21 protein-coding genes are annotated in these 24,994 nt (G+C 37.2%); 6 read left to right on the top strand and 15 right to left on the bottom strand.

Features of this window, described 5'->3' with window-relative positions; all coding sequences use genetic code 11:
• Positions 1-256: 256 nt before the first annotated feature.
• On the bottom strand, positions 257-754 hold the full coding sequence (locus D0S48_RS09980; RefSeq protein ID WP_144538565.1) for a flavin reductase family protein: 498 nt from the start codon (positions 752-754) through the stop codon (positions 257-259).
• Positions 755-891: 137 nt separating this feature from the next.
• Here D0S48_RS09980 and D0S48_RS09985 point away from each other — a divergent pair, with 137 nt between their 5' ends.
• Positions 892-1,218, top strand: a complete 327-nt coding sequence (locus tag D0S48_RS09985; RefSeq protein ID WP_144538564.1) for a YflT domain-containing protein — start codon at positions 892-894, stop codon at positions 1,216-1,218.
• Positions 1,219-1,241: 23 nt separating this feature from the next.
• Here D0S48_RS09985 and D0S48_RS09990 read toward each other — a convergent pair whose 3' ends face one another.
• On the bottom strand, positions 1,242-2,396 hold the full coding sequence (locus D0S48_RS09990) for an MFS transporter (RefSeq protein WP_151111475.1): 1,155 nt from the start codon (positions 2,394-2,396) through the stop codon (positions 1,242-1,244).
• A 364-nt stretch (positions 2,397-2,760) separates the two neighbouring features.
• Here D0S48_RS09990 and topB point away from each other — a divergent pair, with 364 nt between their 5' ends.
• A complete protein-coding gene (gene topB, locus D0S48_RS09995) occupies positions 2,761-4,902 on the top strand; it encodes a type IA DNA topoisomerase (protein WP_151111477.1) in 2,142 nt (713 codons plus the stop codon).
• A gap of 160 nt (positions 4,903-5,062) precedes the next feature.
• Here topB and D0S48_RS10000 read toward each other — a convergent pair whose 3' ends face one another.
• Positions 5,063-6,109: a DmpA family aminopeptidase gene (locus tag D0S48_RS10000; RefSeq protein ID WP_151113780.1), complete on the bottom strand. Its 1,047-nt coding sequence runs from the start codon at positions 6,107-6,109 to the stop codon at positions 5,063-5,065.
• Positions 6,110-6,123: 14 nt separating this feature from the next.
• Positions 6,124-7,515, bottom strand: a complete 1,392-nt coding sequence (locus D0S48_RS10005; protein ID WP_151111479.1) for a bifunctional metallophosphatase/5'-nucleotidase — start codon at positions 7,513-7,515, stop codon at positions 6,124-6,126.
• 136 nt (positions 7,516-7,651) lie between these two features.
• Between D0S48_RS10005 and D0S48_RS10010 the strand changes: the two genes are divergently transcribed.
• Both D0S48_RS10010 and D0S48_RS10015 read left to right on the top strand, forming a co-directional pair.
• A complete protein-coding gene (locus D0S48_RS10010; RefSeq protein WP_151111481.1) occupies positions 7,652-8,149 on the top strand; it encodes a TspO/MBR family protein in 498 nt (165 codons plus the stop codon).
• 97 nt (positions 8,150-8,246) lie between these two features.
• Positions 8,247-8,687, top strand: a complete 441-nt coding sequence (locus D0S48_RS10015; RefSeq protein WP_151111483.1) for a hypothetical protein — start codon at positions 8,247-8,249, stop codon at positions 8,685-8,687.
• 71 nt (positions 8,688-8,758) lie between these two features.
• Here the strand turns inward: D0S48_RS10015 and D0S48_RS10020 are convergent, their stop codons facing one another.
• Positions 8,759-10,405 carry a glycerol-3-phosphate dehydrogenase/oxidase gene (locus tag D0S48_RS10020; protein WP_151111485.1) on the bottom strand — a complete coding sequence of 549 codons (1,647 nt, stop codon included), beginning with the start codon at positions 10,403-10,405 and terminating at the stop codon, positions 8,759-8,761.
• Between the two features lie 162 nt (positions 10,406-10,567).
• Between D0S48_RS10020 and D0S48_RS10025 the strand changes: the two genes are divergently transcribed.
• The gene (locus D0S48_RS10025; RefSeq protein WP_144538557.1) at positions 10,568-11,131 is read left to right on the top strand and encodes a glycerol-3-phosphate responsive antiterminator; all 564 of its coding nucleotides are present in this window, start codon (positions 10,568-10,570) and stop codon (positions 11,129-11,131) included.
• On the opposite strand, the gene D0S48_RS10030 is transcribed toward D0S48_RS10025, so the two are convergent.
• From D0S48_RS10030 to D0S48_RS10045, 4 genes are read right to left on the bottom strand one after another with little or no spacing between them, the layout of a single operon-like run.
• The gene (locus D0S48_RS10030) at positions 11,126-11,908 is read right to left on the bottom strand and encodes an HAD-IIA family hydrolase (protein WP_313955893.1); all 783 of its coding nucleotides are present in this window, start codon (positions 11,906-11,908) and stop codon (positions 11,126-11,128) included. The genes D0S48_RS10025 and D0S48_RS10030 overlap by 6 nt on opposite strands.
• 9 nt (positions 11,909-11,917) lie before the next feature.
• Positions 11,918-13,621, bottom strand: coding sequence for an ABC transporter permease (locus D0S48_RS10035; RefSeq protein ID WP_151111487.1), 1,704 nt, complete (start codon positions 13,619-13,621; stop codon positions 11,918-11,920).
• Positions 13,618-14,748 (bottom strand): ABC transporter ATP-binding protein, encoded by a 1,131-nt coding sequence (locus D0S48_RS10040; protein WP_151111489.1) that lies wholly within the window; start codon positions 14,746-14,748, stop codon positions 13,618-13,620. Before D0S48_RS10040 ends, D0S48_RS10035 begins: the two co-directional genes overlap by 4 nt.
• Positions 14,749-14,764: 16 nt before the next feature.
• Positions 14,765-15,784, bottom strand: coding sequence for an ABC transporter substrate-binding protein (locus D0S48_RS10045; RefSeq protein WP_144538592.1), 1,020 nt, complete (start codon positions 15,782-15,784; stop codon positions 14,765-14,767).
• Positions 15,785-16,188: 404 nt separating this feature from the next.
• On the opposite strand from D0S48_RS10045, the gene D0S48_RS10050 reads away from it, so the two are divergent.
• Positions 16,189-19,491 carry a DUF6359 domain-containing protein gene (locus D0S48_RS10050; protein ID WP_225321730.1) on the top strand — a complete coding sequence of 1,101 codons (3,303 nt, stop codon included), beginning with the start codon at positions 16,189-16,191 and terminating at the stop codon, positions 19,489-19,491.
• Positions 19,492-19,579: 88 nt separating this feature from the next.
• Here the strand turns inward: D0S48_RS10050 and D0S48_RS10055 are convergent, their stop codons facing one another.
• The 6 genes from D0S48_RS10055 to D0S48_RS10080 form a co-directional block, all read right to left on the bottom strand.
• Positions 19,580-20,425 carry a DUF1028 domain-containing protein gene (locus D0S48_RS10055; protein WP_151111491.1) on the bottom strand — a complete coding sequence of 282 codons (846 nt, stop codon included), beginning with the start codon at positions 20,423-20,425 and terminating at the stop codon, positions 19,580-19,582.
• A 101-nt stretch (positions 20,426-20,526) separates the two neighbouring features.
• A complete protein-coding gene (locus D0S48_RS10060) occupies positions 20,527-21,378 on the bottom strand; it encodes an MBL fold metallo-hydrolase (protein ID WP_151111493.1) in 852 nt (283 codons plus the stop codon).
• Positions 21,379-21,594: 216 nt separating this feature from the next.
• On the bottom strand, positions 21,595-22,509 hold the full coding sequence (locus tag D0S48_RS10065) for an exonuclease domain-containing protein (protein ID WP_151111495.1): 915 nt from the start codon (positions 22,507-22,509) through the stop codon (positions 21,595-21,597).
• A gap of 590 nt (positions 22,510-23,099) precedes the next feature.
• On the bottom strand, positions 23,100-23,951 hold the full coding sequence (locus D0S48_RS10070) for a YflT domain-containing protein (protein WP_151111497.1): 852 nt from the start codon (positions 23,949-23,951) through the stop codon (positions 23,100-23,102).
• 235 nt (positions 23,952-24,186) lie between these two features.
• The gene (locus D0S48_RS10075) at positions 24,187-24,627 is read right to left on the bottom strand and encodes a YusW family protein (protein WP_151111499.1); all 441 of its coding nucleotides are present in this window, start codon (positions 24,625-24,627) and stop codon (positions 24,187-24,189) included.
• Positions 24,628-24,700: 73 nt separating this feature from the next.
• The gene (locus tag D0S48_RS10080) at positions 24,701-24,940 is read right to left on the bottom strand and encodes a hypothetical protein (protein WP_144538547.1); all 240 of its coding nucleotides are present in this window, start codon (positions 24,938-24,940) and stop codon (positions 24,701-24,703) included.
• Positions 24,941-24,994 lie beyond the last annotated feature (54 nt).

Raw genomic sequence — 24,994 nt, forward strand, 5'->3', positions numbered from 1 at the left:
CTTAGTAAAAAATCGTCGATTTCCGTTTCAGGTACAACGCTTTCCGCGAGCACCACGGCCTCAGCCTTCAATCCAATCGACTAATATTGAACAACCCTACGAGGAATTAAACTTGTTCATGCAAGCAATCCGAAACTTCCTCGTAGTGACGATTCATAAAAAAATTTAAAAATAAAAAATACCCAGTGAGGCGAAACTCTCCGGGTATTTTATCTTTTTGAAGAATAGTCTGCTGACTGCTTTATCTATTTATAACTTATTGATAAAAATCTTTAGGTATTGCTCCTATTGTACGACGATGATAAAGCAATGGATTCTTTTCCTCATTTTTTATATCCACAACTTTACCTATTAATATAGTGTGATCTCCTGCATCCACCTGCTTAAATAAGGTACATTGTAAAACGGATTGACTATTTGTTAAAATGGGCAGATTTAGCTCAGATTCACTCCACTCACATCCTGAGAAACGGTCCTCTATTCGACTAGCGAATAAATTACATAATTCACTTTGATCATCAGCTAATATATTTACTGCAAATTTATCTACCTTTAAAAATTCTTCATATGAAAAAACTCTTTTATCAATGGACCATAATATAAGTAATGGATCCAGAGAAACAGATGCAAATGAGTTAACCGTCATCCCCATTGGCTTGCCTTGCTGATTTAAAGCAGTGACCACCGTGACTCCTGTTGGATAGTTCCCCATAGCTGCTTTGAAATTTTCTATTTGTTTAGATTCATTTTCCATCTGGCAACTTCCATTCTTTTTTCTTTCATCATATCAAATGCCCTATATTCTTTCACATAATAAGTTTTATCTTTTGTTTAAATTTTGTTCTTACGGGTAAAGTATCTATGTAGAACAAACAACTGGAGGGATTTTATATGACAGTCAAATTAACCGTAGAAAATGCCGTACAGGCTAAGCAAGAAATCGAACGATTAGAAACTCAAGGATACCATAAAGACCATATCCACATTTTCGCTCATTCAAAAGAACGTGCAGATGATGTAAATGATGCATTAGATACATCTGATGTTGGTATGAAGGAAATGGGATTCCTACAATCCATGAAAAATATGTTCACTTCTCGTGGAGATGAATTAAGAGCAAAAATGAGCGGAGCAGGCTTAACTACTCAAGAGGCAGAGGCTGCTGAGAGAGAACTAGATGAAGGTAAGCTAGTTATTGTCGCTCACGACCCTAAATAAGAATAAACAAAAACAGCCCATTGTTAAACAATGGGCTGTTTTTTTGTCTTACGAAGCCGCACCAAGGTTACAAGTAATATGTACAGTGTGGGGGCTAAAGTAGTTAGTATTACAAGTCCTCTCCATCCTAATTGTTCCCATATCGGTCCAAGTAAAGTACTCCCGGCTCCTACTCCTATATAGTAGGACACGAGGTATAGACTAGAGGCACTTCCTTTATGATGATTTGCCTCCCTGCTAACTGAAGAGGCCGCTAAAGAATGGGATGTAAAAAAGCCTAAACACGCCACACATAAACCAACCACAATTATCCAAACGGAGCTACTCATTGTAAATAGTACACCTACACTTAATACAAAAACTCCTGTTATTAGTACCTTTCTTTGACCAATTTTGCTCGCAAGCCAGCTTGCGAGGGGAGAACCAATTACTCCAAGGCCATAAGCGAAGAACAAATTAGAAACAGCATCAATGGAAAGTAAAAAAGGTTCTTCAGTAAGATGGAATGGGATATATGTCCAAATCCCAGTAAAAGATAATTGAAGTACAATTCCTAAGCCGAACATCAAAAGTAAAGATGGATTTTTTAAATGACAAGTAAAACCTTCTAAGTCTTCTCTCAAGCTAGCTTCTTGAGGCTGAAAGTTCCTAGATTTAGGTAAAGCAAACAAGACTAAAATAAACACAAACACACCACTGGCCGCTAAAATATAGAAAGCTTTTTCCCAAGAGAAATGCTCAGTTGCATAGCCTGTAACTACTCTACCTATCATTCCTCCTAAAGCATTGCAGGAAATATATAAGGCAGTGGCTACGCTTATAAATTTCTTATTTATTTCCTCACTTATATAGGCAAGAGCCGTAGAAGGTACACCTGCCAATAAAAAACCTTGAACAAATCGTAAAAAGATAATCCAACCAAAGCTCTCTGTTAGAGGCATGAGAATAAAAGGTAGGAGTGATCCAACAAGGGATATTTTCACAAAGATAGTTCTTCCTATTCGATCTGAGAAAAAACCTAAAACAACTAACCCTATAATTAGACCACATGTAGTTAAAGACATCGCCATACTTGAGTATGAGACCTTAACATTAAACTCCTCCGTAAACATTGGAAGTATTGGCTGGACCGAATACATAGCACCAAAGATAAACATAGATGCAAACCCCAGGCTCATTACTATTCTCCAAAATTGAAAATCTCTAATAGAATATCCTTTAAAATTTCTTGAGTCACTCAATATTATCCCATTCTTTCAGGAAGCCACTTGCCACTCACTACAAGAGATTTGCTCCTATAGGTGGTGTGATCATACCTAGCTCCGTATTTAATTGTCATAATTATAGCAAAACTAATAATATTTTTCCTAAAGAATATAAGTTTTGGTAAATAAAATAGGGAAAGTATTGGGTTTTTAGAAATAGCTCTAGTAGTTTAAATAACGAGTGTAGTACGGTAACTTATATATTTTCCCTTGAGTCCTTTGTGTTTTAAGTCCGTTTGTTGCACAATAAACATATGAATCTTGAAGAGGTGAAATCATGAAACCAGTAATACTTGCTGAAAAACCAAGTCAAGCTAAAGCCTATGCAGATGCTTTTTCAGTTAAGCGTCATGAAGGCTATATTGAAATCTTACCCTCACCTATCTTTCCTGAAGGAGCTTTTATCACTTGGGGAATCGGACATTTAGTAGAATTGAAGGAACCTAAGGCATACGATCCCAAATGGAATAGATGGTCACTTGCAAGCCTGCCCATATTGCCTGAGCGCTATGAATTTCAAGTGGCTAAAGGAAAATCCAAGCAATTTACAATCGTTAAAAAATTGATTAAATCTACCGACACGGTTATTAACGCCTGTGACGTTGATCGCGAAGGATCTAATATCTTCTATAGTATTTATAACCAAACAGGTGCAAGAGGAAAAAATATTAAACGTTTATGGATTAACTCTTTAGAAATAGATGAAGTGCGAAAAGGATTCGCCAATCTACAGAACAACCAAAAGGATTTACTAATGTATGAGGAGGCAAGAGCTCGACAAATCAGTGATTGGCTTGTCGGTATGAATGCATCTCGCCTATATTCTCTCTTATTGAAAGAACAAGGGATTCAAGATGTATTTCCTATCGGCCGAGTTCAATCTCCTACACTATATTTGATCTATCAGCGTCATATGGAAATTGAAAACTTTGTATCAGAGCCTTTTTATGAGATAGAAGCCGTTTTTACAGCTGAGCATGGAAGCTATAAGGGAAAGACAAAAGCAAAGGAGCCAAAAAGAGAAATTATTCAAGCTCTTTTAGCAAAGCACGGCATTCAACCTAATTCGCCAGGCATAGTTACTTCTGTAGTGACGCAAGATAAGCGAATTCCGCCTCCACAGCTTCATTCGTTATCGACTTTGCAGGCTACAGCTAATAGATTATGGAAAATTAGCCCTGCTAATGTATTAAAGGCAATGCAAGGACTCTATGAAAAAAAACTAGTGACGTATCCTAGAACTGATTCTCGCCATATCACGCCCAATGAGTTTGCTTATATTGTTGGGCAAGTAGAAGCTTATCAAAGACTCATCAATCAACCGTTTCCTATAGCCTCCCGTTCTTCGAAAAAACGCTATGTAGATAGCTCTAAGGTACAGGAGCATTATGCGATTATTCCAACCAAAAAGATTCCTTCTCCATCGGTTCTTGCCAAGCTTTCACCGATGGAGCGAAATCTTTATGAAGAGATTGTTCGAACAACTCTAGGTATGTTTCATACTGACTATCTTTATACGGAAACTAAGGTAACAACCGACGTAAATGGACTACTTTTCTTTACAACTGGAAAAACTGAGGTCGACAAAGGCTGGAAAGCTCTTTTTGTTCGTTCTTCTAATGAAAAAGAAAAAGAAGAACCCACTCTTCCTCCTTTAACTGAGAAGGAGCAGGTTTCAAGCAAAATTGAAATTAAAGAAGGAAAGACCACACCTCCCAAACCATACACGGAAGGTCAGTTAATAGCGATGATGAAAACCTGTGGAAAACTTGTAGAGGACAAGGGTGAAACCGAAATTCTAAAGGAAGTAGAAGGATTAGGTACCGAGGCTACTCGTAGCGGAATTATAGAAACCCTAAAAAAACATAGCTATATACAGGTAACTAAAAATATTGTTTCAATAACAGATAAAGGTCGCGTCCTATGTCAAGCGATCGAAGGCAATCTACTCTCTAGTCCTTCTATGACTGCAAAATGGGAAAACTATCTTCGTAAAATAGGGAATGGAGAAGGTTCTCAAGACCGTTTTCTTGGAAGCATTGCAAAGTTTATTTATAGCCTAATTAATGACACACCAAGTCAGTTAAAAAATAAAAATATTACTATAAAGCTTCCTCCTAGGGAGCCAAGCTCAAAGTATGCGAGGTTTAAACTGGAGCCTATCGCTCCATGTCCTAAATGTGGACAAGGTTCTATTGTTGCCCGTAAGAATTTTTATGGGTGTACTAATTATAAAAATGGATGCACACAGACATTCAATGGCTTCTTCTTAAAGAAAAAGATAACCCCAAGTCAGATAAAGCTTCTTTGTACAAAGGGTACGACAAATATTATTAAAGGTTTTGAGGCAGAAAATGGGCAAAAATTTGATGCAAAGCTTGCTCTAGAAGAAGGCAAAGTAAAGTTAGAATTTAAGTGATTTTCTTTTAAAGTGGAATGGTAGGATATACTTAAAAATCCCAAAAACACTACCATCAGTAATTCCTAAATCTAGCATTTATTGCTAATACTTTCTCGTGTAAAAAAACAGAGGTTGCCAATTTGTAATTAAATTGGCAACCTTTTAATTTAATAATCTTCTAATCGAAAGGATATGCATAGACTGTTTCACCCTTACGGCCTTTAGTTGTAACAGCCTGAGATAAAGAGTTTATAATGGCTTCCTCCGTCGCTTCTGCTGCTGCTTGAAAGAGGTCATTCATAACAGCATAGTCATCTCTCAGCATATACCTTGTTTCAACACTGATTTCAGAGATATGAGGAATTTTATGGGCGGTAGAAAAAGCAATGACAATGTCACCACTTCCGTTGCTAAAATGACTGCCTGTTCTTCCTAAACCAATACCACAACGCTTTGCAACTCGCTTAAGCTGATTGCTGCCAAGCGGTGCATCAGTTGCTAACACGATTATTATTGAACCATCTGCAGGCGTTGGATAGGCTGGTACAGAATTCTCTTCTGTTGCCTTGTAACGTTCCGCTTGAAATTCTTCTTTCTGACCAAAATTACTTAAGACCATGCATCCAATCGTATAGGCAGTATCACTGGATGTATCATAAACTACCCTAGATGATGATCCTATTCCGCCCTTATATCCAAAACAAATCATTCCCTTACCAGCTCCGACAGCGCCTTCTTCAGCAGCTTCCATCTTAGCATTTTGGATTGCCTCTATTGCATGCTTTGGTTCCACTGGAAGCTCACGAATAGAGTTTAATCTTCCGTCGTTACATTCTCCAACGACAATATTTATAGTGCCGGTAGATACTCCAATATCAGGATTTGCTTTTAACATATACGTTAACGCACCTTGAGTAACCGCTGGTACACCAAAAGTATTAGTTAGCATTATAGGTGCTTCGATTACACCTAACTCATCTACTTGTACCAAGCCGGTTGTTTTGCCAAATCCATTTAATATGTAGCTAGCAGCGACTACCTTATGATGAAACAAATTATCGTCATGAGGCAGTATAGCTGTAACACCGGTACATGCATTCTTTTCCTCTCCAAGTTCGTACTCGAGCGTTTTATGGCCCACTTTGACTCCAGCCACATCTGTAATGCAATTCTTCTGCCCCACAGGAAGATTTCCTATTGTCACACCACGTTGTCGTATTTTCATCGGCTTCATACCATCTATCCCCTTATATTAGCTAGTTCCTTCCATCTATTTTGATGTGCAGATTCAACAAAATCAGATTTATCTCCATATATTTCAATAATATCCTTAATTTCTTCTGCCGAATATTGTTCGTTCCGATTATTGGCAAGACTAGGGTAACCAGAGCCTCTTTGTAAATAATCAGAACTTGCAACTAAATACCATTGTTCATCTTCAAGTGGAATCTCGTTTAAATAGATAGTTTTAATATGTTTTCCATCGTGCTCGATTTCTAGTCCAGAGACATGTAATCCTCCTACAAATCTTCCTCTAAATCCCGGTCCACGTCCTTCAGCCAAACAAATCTGAGCATCTAAGGATGATTCAAGGGCTTCCTTTAAATTCTTCCCTTGAATCTCAAAAAGAGTAGGGTTCAACGGAGACGGGCATACTTCAATTAGTTTTTTTCTAGACATCTCACGGAAAATACCAGCGTTACAAATACCGCTGTTGATAAGGCCAATATCCGCCTTAAGCATATCCTTCAGGCCATCAGCTATTAAATTACTAATAGGATTTTCCTCCACTACATCATGCCATAGAGGAAGGGCTAAAGAATATAGTGGCTGACTTAATGTGTTAATTGCTTTATCTTTATTTACCTTTAAGATCGAAACAATTTGTGGATCCTCTTGTATTTCCTTAGTTGGTATTGTCTGAGAGTTAATAAGCTGAACCTTTCCATCCGACACTTCTATTTCGACTATTCCTAAATATTCCCCATAATTTCCGGCACTGTTCATAATTGTTTCATTAATAAGCTTTGCCTCGTTGAATAGTTTATGGTCATGAGCCGAAATGATAATATCAATTTCCTCTATTTCATTTGCTAATGGTTCGTCAGCAAAAGTGCCAACATGACTAAGCAAGATACATACATCATATTTACCTTTGTTTCTATGAATTTCTTCCTTAATGGCAACCGTATAATCGGTCATGTGAAGGCCTAGCCCCTCATTAAACACGCCCATATCTGGAGAAGAACCTGTAATTAGAAGACGTAATCCATTTTTCTCTAGAAGAGTACTCTTACAAACACCTTGAATAGCTGTTTTGTCTTTTTTCATTAAATTATTACTAATAAAAGGAATCGTACTTTTGCTAGCCATATGCTCTAATGTATCTACCCCATTGAACATTTCGTTGTTACCAATTGTAATCGCATCGTAGCCTGCAGCTTCTAGCAATTCAATTGCAGCAATCCCTTTTGTTCCCTGCAATTCAATACTTTTAAAGTCCGCAAAATCTCCCCCGTCTAACACAATGGTATCAGCATCTCGATGCTCTCGAATTAAAGAAACTATTTTTTTATAATTGTCGAAGTGACTATGTAAATCATTCGTATGTAATATTTTTAATCTTGTCATGAACTCCAGCCCCCTAATTATTTTCTAATCATACCATATTCTAACAATTCTATTAACTTAATAATTTTAAAAAATATAAGCGTATTCCCCTAAAAACAGGGAATAATATTACTAATATTATTAAGGAGGTAACCAAATGGAAATATTAAAAGTAAACGGAGAGTTAGACAAGAAAAAACTAGCAATTAGTATTCTAGTACCCATCATCGGAGGTTCGGTTACTGGCTGGTTAGCAAATAGAAATGCACAAAAGAAGTATAAAAAATTAAAGCAGCCTTCCTTTGCTCCCCCCGCTCCTGTCTTCCCTATTGTGTGGACTTCTTTATACGCAATTATGGGATTAGCTAAATATCGTGCCGACCAAAAAGTTGAGCAGGAGGATTCCGATTCTTCCGCCATTCCCTTCTATGACTTACAGTTAGGTTTAAATTTCCTATGGTCTTTCTTATTTTTCCGTTGGGGTCTCAGAGGAACAGCTCTTATAGAAATGACCATTCTGTTAGGTGCAATCGCTATGACAGCATACGAATTTCAGAAGAAAGATACTACTGCAGGTGCTCTGATGATTCCATACATCGGTTGGGTGACGTTTGCTTTAGGCTTAAATTACTCTGTGTGGAAACTAAATAAATAAAACCAAAACACCAGATGTCTAAAATAATCTGGTGTTTTTATGTCTTGTTGATTTGATATACTTAATAGAATAAAAAGACAAACATAGGAGTGAGAGAATGGAAAATTTTAAGTTAACCATGAAGGAAGCCGTCCTATTGGAAGTTTTACGAAGCAATGGTGTATCAAACAAGGAACTAATAGATAATTTAGAAAGCCATTCATGGGAGGATCTCTACTCTAATGAATATCAAACATTATTAAACGTGTATGTACAAAACAAACCTCAATTTAAAGAGTTATTAGAAAATGGGTACTCCGTAAAATTTATTACCATTAATGGATTGAAAAACTTACTAAAGATGAAATTTGAAAAAATAGAAGACCAAGATTATAAGATTAATAATCATACTATAGAATTATTAGAACTCACTCCCCAGCAGCTAAGTACCTTAAGACAACTTCTTTCTATCAACTGGGTTGTAGAGGAATATGAGCGGAATGCATTAGACCCTGCCTCGTCTATAGTAAAAATCTATCCTATTGTAGTATTCCAATAATTATTATGTTTCTATGAGTTAACAATTACAAAAAAAAACAGTTAGGACCTGTATTTTTCCAGGCCCTACTTTTATTTGTTATTTGTAGCTTGATGAAGCTTTAACTCCAAATCAGCCCACATAAACTCTTTTGTTTTTTCATCCCATTTCATTGCTATAGCCATGTAGTCTATTACCTCTAGTTTCCATTTTTGAGCAATAGTAATATTAAACAATATACTCCCTGTCCTTCTTAATAAATAGTCTACTGCAGTTATTGCCATCTCATGGTCAATTGCATAATGGAGAGTTAATTTCATAATCATCGGTAAGTTTGTTTCCTCTAATACATTATCCGCTAGCTTAAGAATCTTATCCGTATTAGTACCATACATTGCAGCCAGCGAGGTTGCTTCTTCGTTGGTTAAACCTAAAGTCATTAAGTCTTTTGTTTTCCTTGATATGTAGCTCGCATAGTCTGTTGGGCTTTTAAATTCACCTCCAGATAATTTCAAGGTTTTAGTAATTGAATTTCCAACCGAAATGCCGCTTTTTTGTAAATCCTTACACAATAAATCAGTAATCGTTTCAGCCATCTTTCGGTATCCAGTTAATTTTCCTCCTGCAATTGTTATAAGACCTGTTTCAGATGTCCAAATCTCGTCTTTTCTCGATATTTCAGAAGGCCCCTTCCCTTCCTCTCGAATCAATGGTCTAACCCCAGCCCAGCTAGATTCAATATCATTAATTGTAAGTTTCGTTTGAGGAAACATAAAATCTATACATTGAATTAAATAGTTTTGATCGTCCTTATCTATGCTTGGATTGACTAAATCCTCTTCAAAGACAGTATCTGTAGTTCCCACATAAGCTTTGCCTTCTCTAGGAATGGCAAATACCATTCTTCCATCTGGTGTATCGAAGTAGACAGCCTGTCTTAAAGGAAATCTTTTCTGATCTATTACTATATGAATGCCCTTTGTATGTAGCAAACTTTTTCCTGCTATTTTTTTGTCTAAACCAATTATACTTTCTACCCATGGCCCCGAAGCATTAACTATTTTCTTCGCAAAAACATCGAATTGACATTCAGATATAAGATCATTCACTGTAATCCCACAAATCTTCCCATTTTCCGAATAAATTAGCTTTTCGGCTTTCACATAATTAAGGAGATCAGCTCCCTTTTCGTAAGCTTTTTTGGCAACCTCTATTGTGAGTCTTGCATCATCTGTTCTATATTCGACATAGTACCCTCCACCAACCAAATCCTCCTGCTTTAACAAAGGCTCTTTTTCAATGGTCTCATTTCGAGTAAGCATTTTTCTTCTTTCATGTCTTTTCACTCCTGCTAAAAAGTCATATACCATGAGACCAACAGAAGTTGAGTATTTTCCAAAGGTCCCCTTTTTATAAATAGGTAAGAGCATCCACTCTGGATGAGTTACATGGGGCGCATTAAGATAAACAATCTCCCTTTCTTTTCCGACATCTGCGACCATTTTAACCTCTAGCTGTTTTAAGTAGCGAAGACCACCATGGACAAGTTTAGTTGACCTGCTAGAAGTTCCAGCAGCAAAATCCTGCATTTCTACTACTAACACTTTTAAACCTCTCGTAGCACAGTCTAAAGCAATTCCCGTACCAGTAATACCTCCACCAATGACTATCACATCATAGTGGTTCTCCTCTAGTGTCGACAGTCGTTTCTTTCTTTCGATATATGAAAAATTTTTCATTATTTTCTCCTTTGCATTAAAAAAGACCATTACAATATACTTGCACCTAGGCAAGCCTTGTAATGGTCTTCTCTACATTCTCTAACCAAAATTATTTTCTTCTGAATATTATAAATATGTTACAATGGTTTAAAAACTAATAGATAGAAAAGGTGAGCAACGATGATTTTAGTAGACATGGTAGAGTCACAGATAATAGCTTCCGTTACTAATGAACAAGATTTAAAACAAGCAATTAATAGCAAGGCAAATATTGTCTTTCTGCTAACAGGAAACCTGCTGACAGCAGGCGGTTACATTAGTCAACTAAAACAAGCGAATAAATATGTCTTTGTCCACCTTGACTTCATAGATGGTATTTCTAGTTCAAAAACAGCTTTAACCTTTGTAGCAGACCAATGGAAACCTACAGGTATCATTACCACTAAGAGCCATGTGGTTAAGTTGGCTAAAGAAGCCGGACTAATGACAATCCAACGAATATTTTTGCTTGATAGAAGTGCGATAACTAAAGGAATTGAAATGGTAAACTCCTGCAGACCAGATGCTGTAGAGGTAATGCCTGGTATTATGCCTAAAGTAATTGACCAGCTCTCTACGAGCCTTGTTTTTCCTATAATAGCTGGAGGTCTTATTGATAACATTTCTGAGGTCCATCAGGCCCTAGAAAATGGTGCCTTAGCTGTCTCTGCTGGAATCCCAGAAATGTGGAATTTTAATCTATAAAGTAAGGATATCCCGTACACTTTCTAAAATGTATTTAGGTTTATGGACAGGATTTTCTAACATATTCAGAGTTGTAATCCCTGTCATCACTAAAACTGAATGCATTCCTGCATCATTACCCATTTTTATATCTGTTTCTAATCTGTCTCCTATCATATAGCAATTAGAAGCTTCCATTTGTAATACATCATTCAATACATAATTAGCCATCAGAGAGGAGGGCTTTCCAGTAATGAGCTTGATAGGTTCACCCGTAGTTCCTTCTAGAGCACCTATCATTGCCCCACAGTCTGGTATGTCCCCCTCTCTAACAGGACAGGTTCGATCGGGATTGGTAGCTATAATTTCTGCACCATTTTTCCAAGCTTGATAGGCTTGGTTTAGCTTATCATAAGTAAAATCTCTATCCCAGCCTAATACAACATGGGAAGCTCTAGCTGAACACTCCGCTAGTTTTATATTTTCTCCTCTAAGCTCCTCGAATAAGGGGGCTTCTCCAATCACATATACGGAGTCCTCTGGCTTCATAACCTTTTTTAAATAATGAGCAGTAATATAGTTTGAATTAATAACTTCCTCTAATTTTACTTCTATATCTAACTTCTTTAACTTTTCTACATAATCTTTTCTACTCGCTATAGATTTGTTTGTGAGAAAGATTACCTTATCTCCTCTTGCCTTCAAGCTTTTAATAGCTTCAGGAACTCCTGCGATTATCTCATTATCAATGTAGATTGTACCGTCTAGATCAAATATATATCCATTCAACGTCTTCACTCCAATAAACTATAACTGTTGTTTTCTTGACAAGAAATTAGCTACCCCTTGTAAAAGGAGCACGAGTACTATAAGAACGATGGACATCGCAGCAGCAGAGTAATACTCTGCACGTAGTATATTTTGGAATATAGCTAAGCTCATTGGCGCCCATTCAGGTGGTGCAAGTAATATGGATACGCTCGCCTCTTTAATGACGGTTATAAATACCAATACTGAACCAGCCGCTATCCCAGGTAGCATAAGCGGCCCAACAATGGTTATAGCAGCAGTTAAAGGAGTCGCTCCAAGATTGATAGCCGCCTCTTCAATGTCTTGCTTAATCGCTCTCATCGCTCCCATAGTAGACCTGACCATATATGGCAGTCTTCGAATTGTATATGCAATAATTAATAAAACAGCTGTACCAGTTAATTGCAAAGGAGCTGTGTTAAATGTTTGAATCAAAGCTATACCGAATGCAATTCCAGGGACAACTAAAGGTATAGAAGCCATGAAATCTAACTTAGATGAATTTTGTCTTACTACAAAATAAGAAACAAAAGTTGCTATGATAACACTTAATACAAGTGCTCCTGTCGCTAGCATAATACTGTTTTGAATATTCCCCATAGAGGTGGAAAAAATTGTTTTATAGTGATTTAGTGTATAACCGTTAGGCAGCAGATCTTTCCCCCAAGTTGTAGCCACAGATTGTAGTGCTACTGATAACATTGCTAAAAGTGGGATTAATACTACTAAAAAAGAGTAACCTGATAAAACTCTTGTTAATAATTTGTTTTCTATTAATTTCTGTTTTTTTGGTTTACCAGAAACAGAACCGTAGTTTCTACTTTTAGTAAATAAGTGTTGAAGCCAGAAAAAGAATGCAGCAACAATTACCATAACTACCGTTAGAATCGCAGCACCACCCCAGTTAAAGAAACCAGCTATTTCACGATAAGCCTCTACTACTAAAAGGTTTAACTCTTTCGGAGCTAGCACAATAGGGGTACCAAAATCGGAAAAACTCACCGTAAAAATTAATAATGCACTCGAGATAATGCCTGGAAGTGCCAATGGAAAAGTCACAAAAGTAAATGTGAACCAACTCTTTGCACCTAAATTTTGTGAAGCCTCTTCTAAACTAATATCACTTATTTTAAATGCCGCAACTAATGGCCATAACGCGTAAGGGAAGAAGAAAAACACTTGCACCATTACTACACCTGCCATGGAGTAGGGGTTGAGAAGCATCCCCTCTCCGCCTAATAGGTTGTAAATTTCCGTTACCCAGCCCGCTCTCCCGAACATTATGATAAAAGCGTAGGCTGATATAAAAGTTGGAACGATAAGTGGAATTGTACACAAGGCGGAAATTGTTTTTTTAAAGGGCATTTTAGTTCGTGCTATCCCATAGGCCATAGGAATGCAAAGGGTAATGACAATAACAGTTACTAAAAAACCCAAATATAGACTGTTTTTTAAGGCATCTAAATAGCCTGAGTTTGTAAATATATTTTTATAATTGTCTAATGACGAGCCTTTCAACTTTTCAATGGTTGAACTAAAAATTGTGGGATCCGTTATTGAACCCAAAATATTTATTGGCTGTCCTGTGAAGCTCACAAGAAATACCGAAAATAGTGGTAGTATCATGAAAAGGCCAAAAAATACGTATATAAATATTTTTACTACTGATAATCCACTGAAGTTTTTTAATGATTTCTTCATATCAATAGCACCCTTTCAAACTCTACTGTTAGCTTCACTTTTTTTCCTTCTTCAAATATATTAGCTCCGGTGGAGTAAGTTGTATCAACGATCAATTGATATTCCCCAACTTGAATATCATAGCGAACAATCGAACCTAGATATGTAGACATAAGGACTGTCCCTTCTATAACATTCGTTGTAGAAGAATCTACTATACTATCGACAGGCTCAACCATCACGTGCTCTGGACGTATAATGATATCCACGTCTTTCTTAGCAGTGCTATTAGAGGATTTCAATTTAAAACCATCCCCACTAACAATTAGCAAGCCATTTTCATCCCCTACAACTTCACCCTTCAATATATTGGAAGTACCAACGAAGTCTGCTATAAAAGGTGTTGATGGATTACTATATAGATCTGTCGGAGTACCAATTTGCACGATTTCCCCTTTGTCCATAACCGCAATACGGTCAGCCATACTCATCGCTTCTTCTTGGTCATGTGTAACAAAAATAGTTGTAATACCTAAATCCTGTTGAATAGATCTGATAGTATTCCTCATAGAGTGGCGAAGCTTTTGATCGAGATTAGAAAGTGGCTCATCCATTAATAGAACGGCAGGTTCCATCACTAATGCCCTAGCTAGAGCAACCCTCTGCTGCTGACCTCCCGAAAGCTCGCTAGTTAAACGATTTGCATATTTGTCTAGCTCAACATATTGAAGAATCTTCATAACTTTCTCTTGAATTGCTTTTGGCGTTTTTCCTAATCTTTTATTTAGTAAACGCGCATAAATACCTAGTTGTTTAACTGGATTACTAGAGTTTAACTCTTTAATGTTTAAACTGTAGGCGACATTGTCAAATACGTTCATATGAGGAAATAATGCATAGCTTTGAAAAACCATGCCACAATTACGCTTGTTTGCGGGAATGTTCTCTACTTCGTTATCTCCTATGTAAATTTTTCCTGAAGTAGGACTTTCAAAACCGGCAATACATCTCATTGTTGTCGTTTTTCCACATCCCGAAGGACCAAGAAGAGCGAAAAACTCGCCCTCCTTGATATCAAGGTTAATATCATGAAGCGCAGTAACGTCCCCAAACTTTTTTGTGATGTTACTTATTTTTACTGATCCCATTTATATTCACCCTTATTTATTGAAATTTATCTTTCCACTCGTTTCTTACTCGGTCATAGTTTTCGTTAACCCAATCTATATCGAGATCAACTGCTACCTCTTTTACCTTCTCCAAAGTCAAAGGTGTTTTAGATTCTACGTTAGGATTAATCGGTATATGATACCAATCCGCCATGATTTGTTGAGCATCCTCAGATAGAAGGAAATCTATAAATTCTTTACCACCTTTAGCATTTGGGCCACCCTCAATTAGTGATGCAGGATTTACAAGAACTGGTGTCTGATCAGGTACGATAAAGTCTACGCTTTCTCCCTTACTTTTTTGTTCATACGCCATAAAGTCAAAGCCAATTCCAATGTGTGCTTCACCCATTGCTACCCCTTTCGTTGGAGCTGAACCAGAGTCTGGCATAGAGTTAGACTGCTTCACTAATTGTTCAAAGTACTTCCAAGCCTCATCTTCACCTTTTCTCATCATTTGATCCATAACCATTAAAGTCGCTGTTCCAGAGGCTGCAGGATTTGGAAACTGGATTTTCCCTTCCCATTTAGGGTCTAACAGATCTTCCCACGTTTTTGGAGCCTCTTCCTCAGTCACTAGCTCCGTATTATAAGAGAATCCCAATACGAAAATTTCAATTCCAACATACTTACCGTCTTCATGTTTCATCTTGATGCCGTCTTCAACTACGTCCCAATCTGCTGCAAAATCTGGAATATACTCTGCTAAAATTCCACGCTCGACTGCTGCTTCAAAAGGTAGTATTCCTCCTCCGCCATACCATACATCAGCTTTTGGATTATCTTTTTCTGCTAACATTTGATTAACAAGTACATTTGTTCCAGCGTATTGTACATCTACTTTTCCACCGTGCACTTCTTCATATTTAGCTGCCAACTCTTTAGTAAAATCAGGTGTTTCAGGAGAATAAAGAGTTATTCGTTCTCCTCCACTTCCCCCTTCACTAGTGTCATCGCCTGCACAGCCAGCTAAAATACTTCCCGCAAGCAATACGCTTGCTACTAGACCTGTCATTTTCTTCACTGTATATCCCCCTTTGTTTTAGTTAACGGCAAAAAAATAAAGATGAACACCAAATGTAAGCCTTTACAAAAAGGCTTACATTTAGGCTTTCATCTCATAGTCTCTGCCTAGTTATTTAACTTAATTTAAAGTATACAACAAATTCTGACAATTACAACACTTAAAATACAAAATATTTAAACTATATTGCAATACTTTTTATTCAGTTAAGTATTTCTTTGCAGAATCTTTTTTACCATTTTAAAGTAATTCTATTTTCCTCAATATATTTACAGCTCCCCTACTTCTATCCTGTTTTTAGCCAGAAAACTAAAAATTTGTAGAAATTAAATAATTTATTAATATTCCTCTGCTATACTCCTTTTGAACATAATACATTACAAGGAGTGAAATGAATGTTAAGAAAAGATTTTTGGACAGGTCCTTTTAATAAAATAACACTATCTTTACTGCTAGTTATTTCTATGGTTTTCCCGTTTATCTTCGTGACCGAAACCCAGGCTGCTGAACCCATTACTGTGGCAGAGGCGATTAGCAACAATACTGGGATTGCAACAGTACAAGGCTATATAGTAGGAACTGCCTCCTCAGGGACTTCCTATGATCAGGAAGCTCCCTTTACAGTTGCAACAAATATAGGTTTAGCTGACTCTCCTGAGGAAACCAATCCTGCTAACATTCTACCAGTGCAATTACCTACCGGAGCAGTCCGTGCTGGTTTAAATTTAGTAGACAACTCAAGCTTGTTTCAAGGAAAGGTTACTGTGACAGGAACCTTGTCTGCCTATTTCTCTGTTCCTGGAATGAGAAGTGCCAGTGCTTATACAATCATTTCTGAAGGAGAAACCCCTCCTACTGAGGTTGAGGTATTAGAAAATATTTCTGCAGCACGAGCTATAACAGATCAAAATAAAGTTGTCCGTGTGACTGGGACAGTTACAACTGGTCAAGGATTATGGGGCGGAAAAGCTTTCTATTTTCAAGACGAAACAGGTGGGCTTTATGCATACACTTCCTCAGCAGATGTACAACCTGGAGATCTTGTTGAGTTGGAAGGAAAGGTAAGTCCTTATAGTGGAGAGCTTCAAATTCAACCAACAACTATTAGTAAGCTTTCCTCAGATAATCCACTACCCTCTGTTCAAGAAATCACGCCAGCGGGAGTGAATGAAAATACTCAGGGTGAAAGAGTTTTACTAAACAATGTAACTATTTCTAATCTAGTAGCTACTAATGATTATGGAACGTTTGAGTTTACAGCAACACACGAAAATGGCGAATCAGTCATTATTCGAAATGATAATCGTAATGGTCTAGACTATGAGACATTTACTAAACAATACAACAATGGTGATTTAATAAATGTGTCCGGTATTGGATCTATTTTTAATACCACTTTCCAAGTTAAAACACTTGGCTTAGAAAGCTTTGAACAAGTGAACAAGCCTGCTGTATATCCAAACATTTTCCCTGGAACTGTTTCAGAAGGGACAAAAATTACATTAACAACCCCCTGGGAAGCAGCTAGTATCTATTACACATTAGATGGCTCTCCCCCAACTGCTTCAAGTAAAAAATATGTTGAGCCTATCACATTAACAAAAGACACAACGATTAAAGCTGTTGCAATAGGCGATATTACATCCGAAGTCTTTATATTTACGTACAATGTCTTAAAGACAGAGAACCTTTCTATCCGTGATATTCAAGGACAAGGACACTTCTCTGATTATGAAGGTACGATAGTACAAAATATTACAGGCGTAGTCACTCATCTGTACAATTCAGCAAACTTTGTTATTCAAGACATAAATCCAGATGATAATAATCATACATCTGAAGCTATTATCGTAAATAAAGCAAATAATGGATTAAAGGTTGGAGATTTAGTAACAGTTGCAGGTACAGTAGAGGAATGGTATTACGATGGCTATTCCGATATGAAAACAAACGACCTACCCATCACAAGAATTAGAGCTTCAGAAACGAGTAAAATAGGAACTGCAGAATTGCCTGCACCACTAGTAATTGGTGAAGATATTAATCCACCTACTGAAATCATTGATAATGATGGCCTGACTTCCTTCGATGCATTAGAGGATGGAATTGATTTTTGGGAATCTGTTGAATTAATGCGATTAGCCGTACCAAATGCTAAAGTTGTAGGGCCGCAGGATTATGGCGAAATTGTGGTGGTGGCAGGAAACTCGGCTAATACTACATTTAATGTTTTAGGTGGAATTAATATTTCCGTTAATGATTATAATCCAGAACGAATTACAGTTCTTATTGATAATGATAAATACGATGCTAAATCAGGTGATTACTTTACGGAAGACATCATTGGAGTCTTGGGGTTTGGTTTCGGAAACTTTAAGTTATGGGCAGAAGAGGAATCACTCCCTCCAATTACACGCATTGAAAAACCAGTGACGGTGACGGATATTGTTCCTACCGAAGAAAAACTAACGGTTGCTTCTTATAACGTAGAGAATTTCTCTGCTAATGCAGAAAACACTACTGATGAAAAAGTAATAAAAATAGCTCGATCATTTGTTGAAAATATGAAAGCACCGGATATCATTACTTTAGTTGAAGTTCAAGACAATGATGGTCCTACAGCCTCTGGTAACTCAGATGCATCTGCGAGCTATGAACGATTGATCGCAGCTATCATAGCAGAAGGCGGACCAGCGTATGAATGGACTGATATAGCACCTGAATACAACCGCGATGGTGGACAACCTGGAGGTAACATACGAGTTGGCTACCTATACAATCCGGATAGAGTGACACTTTCTGAAGGCACAAAGGGTGGTTCAACTGACCCAGTTGCTTGGAGTGAAGAAGGAAATCTAACCTTAAACCCTGGACGTATCCTTGACTTACCTCAGGAAGACACTCGTAAACCACTAGCTGCCCAATTTGATTTCCAAGGGGAAAAAATAGTTGTAATTGGTGCTCACTTAAATTCTAAGGGAGGAGACCAGCCTTTATTTGGCAAAAACCAACCTCCTGTATTGGGTTCAGAGGCTGAGCGAATTGAGCTTGCAACAATGATAAACAACTTCATCAAGGCTGGACAAGCTAAAGATCCAGACTTAAATGTAATTGTTGCGGGAGATATGAATGACTTTGAATTCACTCCTGCTCTTGCCGCTTTAAAAGGTGGAATTTTAACAAATATGGTAGAGAAAGTTCCAGTAGGCGAACGGTTCTCTTATTATTATCAAGGTAACAACCAAGTATTAGATCATATTTTAGTAACGAATAATTTATCAGAAAAAACAGTGGTAGATATGATCCACATCAATGCAAACTATATGGATATCCATGGACGTGCTTCTGACCATGATCCAGTTCTAATCCAAATAGACTTGGAGAAGCAAGAGCAAGAACCAGGGGTTCCTAAAATCTTAAACCTAAAAGTTGATAAAAAGAATATTAAATTAGACTCTGGTAAAACAGCAACTATTAAAGTATCTGCTATGGTGAAAAATAAAGGGAAGAAAAACTCGACTATTGATGTAACCGCAGATGCAACCTATACAGGCTATGATAAAAATATAATCTCTGTTGACCAAAAAGGGGTTATCACTGCTAAAGCAGCTGGAAGCACTACAATTAAAGCTACTTATAGCAATAAATCAGTTTCTATTAAGGTTACAGTAAAAGCTAAAAATGGCAAAACTAAATAGTTACTCTTGACCATGAAACCTGACCAATATATGTTGGTCAGGTTTCTTACTAATGATTAGAATCAAAATAGAACTACCATCTGCCTCTTTACTTTTTAATTTTCATATATTCTACTACCTTTAAGTCGATGTATCCTCTCTCTTGTAATCGCTCATCAAAATTTTCAATAAGATGATATGATTGCACAGCGTCTAACAAGTCATCACGTTCTATTAGATCTCGGTCCAAGTGTCCATTTTCAAATAGTAAATTTTGTATTTCTTCTTCTAATTCTCCTTCTATTGCTACAATATCCTCTATCGCCGAATGCTCAAAGTATAGGCGATGAAGCTTCAACAATCTTAATAGTTCCTTTACCGGATCACTATGGTCATCTACTCGTAAGTCTATGAATCTATCTGTATATCCCCCGTAGCTTCCTTTTTCTTTTACAATATAAAGAGCTGCAGATTGTTTGCCCCTACTGTCGCCACCCGCTAATTCCCCTGCACACAGGGCCGCCAATAACCGGTCGGCTAGACTACCATCTGTTTCTATAAAAGTTTTTTCCATTTCATTTACAGTCTCTGAATCTACTAGAATATTTCCCTGAATCGCATAGTTAGTACCCGCTACACCACCGGCCCATTCAAAGCATTCTTCTCCTGTGAATGTGATACTTCGACCATTCGCATTCACAATACCAACTTGTCGCACAGAAGACTTATCATCGTCCTTAATAAGTTCTTTTAACACTTCTTCTGGCTCGAGCCCTTGTTTTAAAAGGCTTAATCCTCTTTTACCGTATTCCAGGTTAGCCCAAGACTGAGTCGCAATTGCTCCCACCCCTGCTTTAGCAAAAGGAACTACTGCACCGACACTTAAAAATTTGGAAGCCACCGCTATACCTAACTCTTTCGTTTCTGGGTCAAAACCAATTATCGAAAACGTCATACACATCCCCCACTCCTACATAATTGTATATATTCTAATCTTTCTATAAGAAAATGAAAAGAAATCCTATCCTCTCCAAAGGGCTGATAGGAATTCTGCGATTATTCATTATCAACAAACTTTCCATAACTAGGTTTCGCAATTCGTTGAAATTCGCTAACTAGTAAATGAAGATTACTTTTAAGCAATTCTCCACTCATTGGAAGGCCATGTCCTGTAATAGCAGTATTGGGGTTTAATGATTTTAATACCTTCACTGAGTACTCCGCATCCTCCCAATTCGTGGTAAAATAACGAGGTGGCCCACTTATTTCTTGCTCTTGAGTCAACACTTTGTATAAATACTCCTGTTTAACTGTAACAAAAGCATCACCCGCTATAAGAAGCCCATCTTCCTTACGAAATAGAGAAATATGTCCTGGCGAATGTCCTGGTGTATGATACCATTTAAAACTAGGTAAAAAAGGAACAGAGCCATCCTCTGGCAATGCTCTTACATGACTCCCCAAATCTATTGCTTCGTTAGGAAACATAGATGACATTTTTGCCACCATCCCACCTTCAACCGTTGGATCCGGTTCTGGATAGTCCTCTTTCCCAGTTAAAAATGGTAATTCCAATTGATGTGCATAGACAGGTATATTCCATTTTTCTATCAATTCTTTTATCGCTCCTACATGATCGAAGTGACCATGGGTTAAAATGATAGCTTTAGGTTTTTTATGCTCCCCAAATCTCTCCTCCACTACCCCGATTATCTTCTCAGCCGAATGAGGCATTCCAGCATCTACTAATACAAAATCATCCGAACCTGGCTTGCCTACCAAACAAATATTTACTATTTGAACGGTGTAACAATAGACATCTGGCAAAATTTCTAGTCCTACCCCACTGCCAACCGATGTAGTTGGAATGTATTTATAATCGTCCCCATAAGATATCGAATTGTCCATTATGTTCAAGCTCCTCTCCATATTTTCTTAGTTTCTCTTCCCTCCTAAAATTTATACTTTATTATCGTTTACACTGATTTAGAGCATTCTAAACATTCTCTTCTTCTTTTGTTATAAAATACCTATTATAATTTATTATGTTGGCATAAAGAATCTGCAGACGAATGCCAAAAAGAGCGATAGATAATCAACTAATTATCCATCGCTCCTTTTATTTTAATGTCTAACCAATTTTAAAAAATCTTGCTCTCCAACGATTTCTAAAGGAATTCCTTTTTGGATTAGCGCCTCTGCTTTTAGCATTTTTGAGCTCTTCACTCCTTCTACGTATTTAGTCAGAGCTTGATCACCTACTATTAAAAAGTTAGTATCTACATCAACAGCACCTTTGCAAATAGCACCACGGTCAACTGCATATTGGGCTGCGCTCGACCTTGTCATAGAGTCCATTTTTCCTGTGAAGACAATATGGGCTCCGTAAAATGGATGTCGGGGATTCGGTTCATTTATTTGAGTCTCTATATAGGTTAGGGGCTTGTCCTCTATACTTTTCTTTGCACGAGAATTTGGTTTTTTAAGTGTCACGGAATCTCCAATTTTAATCTTATGCAAATGAGACAGCTCATTAATAGAACTGGTTCTTGTTTTTTTCATAGCTTCTAATACAATTAAAGCTGCAGCTCTGGCATCCTCTAAAGCATCATGATGCTTTAAACTTATACTTAAGTAGTTTGCCACTGTGGATAATTTATGATTATACAAATCAGGCCATACTTTCTTTGCAATTCTATAGGAACAAGAATATTGGTATTCTGGTTGAGTTTCATAGCATCTGCTCACGGATTCCTTTAATACTCCTATATCAAAGCTTGCATTATGGGCTATGATCATTTGTTTGTCTATATAAGGCTTAAGCTGCGGCCAAAACTCTTCAAATGTTGGAGCATCTTGCACCATATTTTCTGTTATTCCATGTACTCTTGTATTAAAATAGTGAAACTCACTAAGTGGATTGATAAGCGTTTGTACTTCTTCATGTATTTTGCCATTCTTTACAACCACAACCCCTACTGAGCAAACACTAGATCGTAGACTATTTGCAGTTTCAAAATCTATTGCAACAAAATCCATTTATACCACCTCAAATATCTTGAATACTTCTATTATCTCATACTAATAATAATTAAGAGAAGCGCAAACACTTAGGTTACCATGACAAGATTTTGGAGTAAATTTAAATCATTTTATTTCCCCATACATCACAATACATGAGATTGAAGCGACAGGCGGCGACTCCTGGACGCGCTAGCAACAGTGATGGCTTATCGCTCACCCCACGGAAAGCGACCGCCGAAAGCGGAAATCAGTTATTTATTGTTCAAGCTTTTCCTATAAATTTATTAATAGGATAGCTCTAATAACGATACAATTTATTCTTGTGATAATTTCTCCGCGCTACTTTCTCATTACTACACCATATATGTTTGAAGCTACAGGCGGCGACTCCTGTGGGGTCAGTTAGAAAGATAAGACATTACATACGACGCGCTAGCGACGGTGATGGCTTATCGCTCACCCCACGGAAAGCGACCGCCGAAAGCGGAAATCTGCCATCTATAATTCATACATTATGATCAAATTATATTTCTGAAATTATGTAAGTAATCCTTACTAAACTCAAAAACCCCTCTAACAATAGAGGGGCACTTTGAAAATACTTATTAATATAATCGATTTATAGGAGAAGTTTCATCCAATTTCTGCTGACGTTCCAGCTCTTCTTCGCGCTGCTGTTTATTGATTCTTCTTTCTTCCTCATCCATTTCAACCTCATCATCACTAAATGCCGCTGGCCCCAAGTTCGGATCGGCACCTGGAGAATGTGCCCCATATGTTTTTTCTTCCATTGTTACACTTTCATCAATGGTAGGACGCTTATTTTGGACCAATTCGTCTTCTTGCATAGTATGCCCAAAATGATTTTCATCTCTTGCTAGTAGAGGATCAGTCGCAAAAGTTTCTCCCCTCGCAAACTTATCCTGTTGTTCATCCAACCGTCCATCAGTTTTGTTAACTACTTCATTAGTCGAAGGAGTAAATCCACTTTCCTTTGCATAGTCGGATATAGGTGCCTCTCCCTCCGTGAAACGGTTTTGCACAACATCAGTTCCAATAGTATCAGTATACTCTGTTGTTGCTGCAACTTCAGAGTCAGCAGCGTTATTTAAATAACCTTCGTCAAGAGTGTCGGAGTCAGTATATAATACTATACTTCCTGAAGACACTTCTCTTGCATATTGTTCTGCTTCTTCCTCGTTTAAATCTAACTTTTTTAAGCCTTCTACGATAGCAGATTCTCCTGTAAACCAAGATTTAAACTTATCCATGAAAGTTCCAGCTTCATGTGTCGACACTTCTGAATGGCGACTTAATGCATTCAAATCACTGCTTTCTGAAGATATAACGTGAATATCACTTTCTTCAAAACCTTGTTTTTGTAACGCCTCTAGTTTTTCATACATCTCTTCTTCTGTTCGAGCAATTTCAATTCTTCTATTAGAATTTAAATTCATTTGTAAAGCCTCCCTTTTAATTTATGTGGTGGTTTGTGTTATTAGATGAATACCCCCTCTTTCACATCACTAACCTATTTATCATCCTTTTAATCGATTTGTAATAATTGACATAAACTCTTCTTAATAATATTTAAATCAACTAGGTTTTCAAAAATAAGAAAAGGTATCGCTAGGACTTTCCTAACGATACCTTTTGGCTGTAATTTTTTTGTTTTATTTCACAAACCGTCTTTTATTTCTTTAGATCCTTATACTCTATTTCTTGACCATCTTCATATTGTACCTCTAGGTCAAACTCTGTATATTCACTTATTCCAAAAGCTGTTAAAACTTTTTCCATTACTTCTTCCTTCTCCATGTCCTTCGTTAAGGCAAGATCAGTAAAAATAGGCTTAAGAAACTCATATGCTTCATCTCCATGTAGTTTCTTAGAATCTAAAGAGTTTACATATTCTGCTTCTACTCCAGTGGCATCTACTTCAAAAGAAGCTTCAACAGCATCACGTTGTTCTGCACTATCGATATCGAGGTCAAAAGAGGTAAACCCAAATTCACTTTCAACCGCATCAGCAGTTGGGGGATCGCTTACCTCTTCTTTATCCCCACATGCTCCTAAGATTAGAGCTGTTGAAAGAAAAGCGCTTCCTAATATTTTTCTTTTTAACATAACCATTATAATCACTCCTCAGCTAATTTCTAATTTATATTATTAGCATTCTCCGGAAAGCGTATTCTTAAACATTAATTCAGCCAGGATAACGTTTATCGGTAGCGGAAGTATTTTTTGTCTTACTATGATTTTTTTCATCCTTCACTTTTTGGTTTAATTCTTCCATAGGTATCGGATCGACATTTTTCATTTCTTCGTCTCTATCAAAAATACTTTCTTTCTCTGTATCCAGTAAATCTGGATTATCCAAAATACGTCCAGGAATATCTTGTCTTTCAGAATCTTTATCCTTGTTAATTGAATGATTTTTATCCATCTTTACTCACTCCTTCGTGGTTTCTATTTATATAACCTCTCTTAAATTTAATAA

The sequence above is a fragment of the Psychrobacillus sp. AK 1817 genome (assembly GCF_008807035.1).
Classification (GTDB): Bacteria; Bacillota; Bacilli; order Bacillales_A; family Planococcaceae; genus Psychrobacillus; species Psychrobacillus faecigallinarum.